General features: G+C 56.1%; 3 rRNA genes. All 3 read left to right on the plus strand.

Features of this window, described 5'->3' with window-relative positions:
* Positions 1 to 2: 2 nt before the first annotated feature.
* The 3 genes from PX701_RS18375 (at position 3) to rrf (ending at position 5406) form a co-directional block, all read left to right on the plus strand.
* A 16S ribosomal RNA gene (locus tag PX701_RS18375) occupies positions 3 to 1534 on the plus strand.
* Positions 1535 to 1988: 454 nt separating this feature from the next.
* Positions 1989 to 5094: ribosomal RNA gene (locus PX701_RS18380) — 23S ribosomal RNA — on the plus strand.
* 195 nt (positions 5095 to 5289) lie between these two features.
* Positions 5290 to 5406, plus strand: a 5S ribosomal RNA gene (rrf, locus tag PX701_RS18385).
* The 16S, 23S and 5S rRNA genes sit together here, the layout of an rRNA operon.
* Positions 5407 to 5410 lie beyond the last annotated feature (4 nt).

A 5410-nucleotide genomic window follows, 5' to 3' on the forward strand; every position in this document is an offset into this window, starting at 1 on the left:
TTTTTTTGGAGAGTTTGATCCTGGCTCAGGACGAACGCTGGCGGCGTGCTTAACACATGCAAGTCGAACGATGAACCAGGTGCTTGCACTTGGGGATTAGTGGCGAACGGGTGAGTAACACGTGAGTAACCTGCCCTGGACTCTGGGATAAGCGTTGGAAACGACGTCTAATACCGGATAGGACCTTGCACCGCATGGTGTGGGGTGGAAAGTTTTTCGGTTTGGGATGGACTCGCGGCCTATCAGCTTGTTGGTGAGGTAATGGCTCACCAAGGCGTCGACGGGTAGCCGGCCTGAGAGGGTGACCGGCCACACTGGGACTGAGACACGGCCCAGACTCCTACGGGAGGCAGCAGTGGGGAATATTGCACAATGGGCGCAAGCCTGATGCAGCAACGCCGCGTGCGGGATGACGGCCTTCGGGTTGTAAACCGCTTTTAGTAAGGAAGAAGGGGCCCTTTGGGTCTTGACGGTACTTGCAGAAAAAGGACCGGCTAACTACGTGCCAGCAGCCGCGGTAATACGTAGGGTCCGAGCGTTGTCCGGAATTATTGGGCGTAAAGAGCTCGTAGGCGGTTTGTCGCGTCTGCTGTGAAATCCCGAGGCTCAACCTCGGGCCTGCAGTGGGTACGGGCAGACTTGAGTGGTGTAGGGGAGACTGGAATTCCTGGTGTAGCGGTGGAATGCGCAGATATCAGGAGGAACACCGATGGCGAAGGCAGGTCTCTGGGCACTTACTGACGCTGAGGAGCGAAAGCGTGGGGAGCGAACAGGATTAGATACCCTGGTAGTCCACGCCGTAAACGTTGGGCGCTAGATGTGGGGACCTTTCCACGGTTTCCGTGTCGTAGCTAACGCATTAAGCGCCCCGCCTGGGGAGTACGGCCGCAAGGCTAAAACTCAAAGGAATTGACGGGGGCCCGCACAAGCGGCGGAGCATGCGGATTAATTCGATGCAACGCGAAGAACCTTACCAAGGCTTGACATATACGAGAACGCGCCAGAAATGGTGAACTCTTTGGACACTCGTATACAGGTGGTGCATGGTTGTCGTCAGCTCGTGTCGTGAGATGTTGGGTTAAGTCCCGCAACGAGCGCAACCCTCGTCGCATGTTGCCAGCACGTTATGGTGGGAACTCATGTGAGACTGCCGGGGTCAACTCGGAGGAAGGTGGGGATGACGTCAAATCATCATGCCCCTTATGTCTTGGGCTTCACGCATGCTACAATGGCCGGTACAAAGGGCTGCGATGTCGTAAGGCGGAGCGAATCCCAAAAAGCCGGTCTCAGTTCGGATTGAGGTCTGCAACTCGACCTCATGAAGTCGGAGTCGCTAGTAATCGCAGATCAGCAACGCTGCGGTGAATACGTTCCCGGGCCTTGTACACACCGCCCGTCAAGTCATGAAAGTCGGTAACACCCGAAGCCGGTGGCCTAACCCTTGTGGAGGGAGCCGTCGAAGGTGGGATCGGTGATTAGGACTAAGTCGTAACAAGGTAGCCGTACCGGAAGGTGCGGCTGGATCACCTCCTTTCTAAGGAGCAACTCAGAAGCTTTCGGGTTTCTGCAGTGCATACCAGATCAAGGCCGAGTGTGTCTTGCTGGTTGCTCATGGGTGGAACATTGACATAGGTATCCAGGCCAATGGTTCTGGTTCAGTACGCCTCGCTTCGGTGGGGTTGGAACGACTGGGGTTTGCGGGTTGGGTGCGTGCACGCTGTTGGGTCCTGAGGGACCGGACATGGCCATCACCTTTCGGGGTGTGGTTGGGGATGGTTTCCCTTCAGGCCTTCATCGATGCCGGCGGTTGCTGGTGGGTGTGGGGGTTCTGGCCGTCTGTTGAGAACTACATAGTGGACGCGAGCATCTTAGATTGACCCTTCGGGGTCGATCACAAGATTTCGATCACATGCCCTTTCGGGGGTGTGTGTGACTAATCATTGGTCGCCGCCGGCTTTCGGGCTGGTGGCTTCTTATAACTCATGTGATTTCAAGTTTCTAAGAGCAAACGGTGGATGCCTTGGCATCTGGAGCCGAAGAAGGACGTCGTAATCTGCGATAAGCCTCGGGGAGCTGATAAACGAGCTGTGATCCGAGGATTTCCGAATGGGGAAACCCCGCCAGGCCCTTTGGGTGACCTGGTGACTCCCGCCTGAATATATAGGGCGGGTAGAGGGAACGTGGGGAAGTGAAACATCTCAGTACCCACAGGAAGAGAAAACAACCGTGATTCCGTGAGTAGTGGCGAGCGAAAGCGGAAGAGGCTAAACCGGTCATGTGTGATACCCGGCAGGGGTTGCATGGTCGGGGTTGTGGGACCTTTCGGACTGTACTGCCGTGCAGTCACGGTGACGCGTGTGCGATAGACGAACCGGATTGAAAGCCGGACCGGAGTGGGTGTGAGTCCCGTAGTCGAAATCGTGCACGGCCCGGAGAGGTATCCCAAGTAGCACGGGGCCCGAGAAATCCCGTGTGAATCTGTCAGGACCACCTGATAAGCCTAAATACTCCCAGATGACCGATAGCGGACAAGTACCGTGAGGGAAAGGTGAAAAGTACCCCGGGAGGGGAGTGAAATAGTACCTGAAACCGTTTGCTTACAAACCGTTGGAGCCTCCTTGTTGGGGTGACAGCGTGCCTTTTGAAGAATGAGCCTGCGAGTTAGTGATCTGTGGCGAGGTTAACCCGTGTGGGGCAGCCGTAGCGAAAGCGAGTCTGAATAGGGCGATTCAGTCGCAGGTCCTAGACCCGAAGCGAAGTGATCTATCCATGGCCAGGTTGAAGCGACGGTAAGACGTCGTGGAGGACCGAACCCACTTCAGTTGAAAATGGAGGGGATGAGCTGTGGATAGGGGTGAAAGGCCAATCAAACTTCGTGATAGCTGGTTCTCTCCGAAATGCATTTAGGTGCAGCGTTGCGTGTTTCTTGCCGGAGGTAGAGCTACTGGATGGCCGATGGGCCTCAACAGGTTACTGACGTCAGCCAAACTCCGAATGCCGGTAAGTGAGAGCGCAGCAGTGAGACGGTGGGGGATAAGCTTCATCGTCGAGAGGGAAACAACCCAGACCACCAACTAAGGTCCCTAAGCGCGTGCTAAGTGGGAAAGGATGTGGAGTTGCACAGACAACCAGGAGGTTGGCTTAGAAGCAGCCACCCTTGAAAGAGTGCGTAATAGCTCACTGGTCAAGTGATTCCGCGCCGACAATGTAACGGGGCTCAAGCACGCCACCGAAGTTGTGGCATTGACATTTGTGGTAGGCCTTCGTGGTCCAGCCGTGTTGATGGGTAGGAGAGCGTCGTGTGCCGGGTGAAGCGGCGGTGGAAACCAGCCGTGGACGGTACACGAGTGAGAATGCAGGCATGAGTAGCGAAAGACGGGTGAGAAACCCGTCCTCCGGAAGACCAAGGGTTCCAGGGTCAAGCTAATCTGCCCTGGGTAAGTCGGGACCTAAGGCGAGGCCGACAGGCGTAGTCGATGGACAACGGGTTGATATTCCCGTACCGGCGAAGAACCGCCCACATGAAATCAGGAGTGCTAAGCATCCCAATCCGCGTGGATCCCTTCGGGGACGATCGCGAGGCGGCATGCGACCCCATCTGGTGGAGTGAGCGTATTAACAGGTGTGACGCAGGAAGGTAGCCCAGCCCGGGCGATGGTTGACCCGGGGCAAGCGTGTAGGCCGAACCGTAGGCAAATCCGCGGTTCATCAAGGCTGAGACGTGATGCGGATGAAAAGTGGGTGATCCTATGCTGCCGAGAAAAGCATCGACGCGAGGTTCTAGCCGCCCGTACCCCAAACCGACTCAGGTGGTCAGGTAGAGAATACCGAGGAGATCGAGAGAATCGTGGTTAAGGAACTCGGCAAAATGCCCCCGTAACTTCGGGAGAAGGGGGGCCCGAACCGTGAATGGACTTGCTCCAGGAAGCGGGGAGTGGCCGCAGAGACCAGTGGGAAGCGACTGTTTACTAAAAACACAGGTCCGTGCCAAGTCGCAAGACGATGTATACGGACTGACGCCTGCCCGGTGCTGGAAGGTTAAGAGGACCGGTTAGCCGCAAGGCGAAGCTGAGAATTTAAGCCCCAGTAAACGGCGGTGGTAACTATAACCATCCTAAGGTAGCGAAATTCCTTGTCGGGTAAGTTCCGACCTGCACGAATGGCGTAACGACTTCCCAGCTGTCTCAACCGCGAACTCGGCGAAATTGCAGTACGAGTAAAGATGCTCGTTACGCGCAGAAGGACGGAAAGACCCCGTGACCTTTACTACAGCTTGGTATTGGTGTTCGGTGTGGCTTGTGTAGGATAGGTGGGAGACTGTGAAGCTGGCACGCTAGTGTCGGTGGAGTCGTTGTTGAAATACCACTCTGGTCACTCTGGATATCTAACTTCGAACCGTGATCCGGTTCAGGGACAGTGCCTGGTGGGTAGTTTAACTGGGGCGGTTGCCTCCCAAAAAGTAACGGAGGCGCCCAAAGGTTCCCTCAACCTGGTTGGCAATCAGGTGGCGAGTGTAAGTGCACAAGGGAGCTTGACTGTGAGACTGACAGGTCGAGCAGGGACGAAAGTCGGGACTAGTGATCCGGCAGTGGCTTGTGGAAGCGCTGTCGCTCAACGGATAAAAGGTACCTCGGGGATAACAGGCTGATCTTGCCCAAGAGTCCATATCGACGGCATGGTTTGGCACCTCGATGTCGGCTCGTCGCATCCTGGGGCTGGAGTAGGTCCCAAGGGTTGGGCTGTTCGCCCATTAAAGCGGTACGCGAGCTGGGTTTAGAACGTCGTGAGACAGTTCGGTCCCTATCCTCTGCGCGCGCAGGAAATTTGAGAGGATCTGACCCTAGTACGAGAGGACCGGGTTGGACGAACCTCTGGTGTGCCAGTTGTTCCGCCAGGAGCACCGCTGGTTAGCTACGTTCGGAATGGATAACCGCTGAAAGCATCTAAGCGGGAAGCCGGCCTCAAGATGAGATTTCCATCCCCTTCGGGGGGAGAGGCTCCCAGCCAGACGACTGGGTTGATAGGCCGGATGTGGAAGACAGGACTAACGACTGTCGGAGCTGACCGGTACTAATAAGCCGATAACTTGATTATCACTACACCCACACGATTTGAACTCATTCAAGTAAAGGCCGTGTGCGTGGCCCTGATGACTCGCGTCCACTCTGTGGTTCCCAACAGACGGAAACACAAACTCAACACAGAACAAACACACCCCGCACCAAGGGGTGTGCACACCGAGACCACCAAACCCACCCACCAAGGGTGAACACGGTTTGGTCCTAGAGTTTCGGCGGCCATAGCGCGAGGGAAACGCCCGGACACATTCCGAACCCGGAAGCTAAGACTCGCAGCGCCGATGGTACTGCAGGGGGGACCCTGTGGGAGAGTAGGACACCGCCGGACATTC

Source organism: Agromyces chromiiresistens, assembly GCF_029167465.1.
Taxonomy (GTDB): Bacteria; Actinomycetota; Actinomycetes; order Actinomycetales; family Microbacteriaceae; genus Agromyces; species Agromyces chromiiresistens.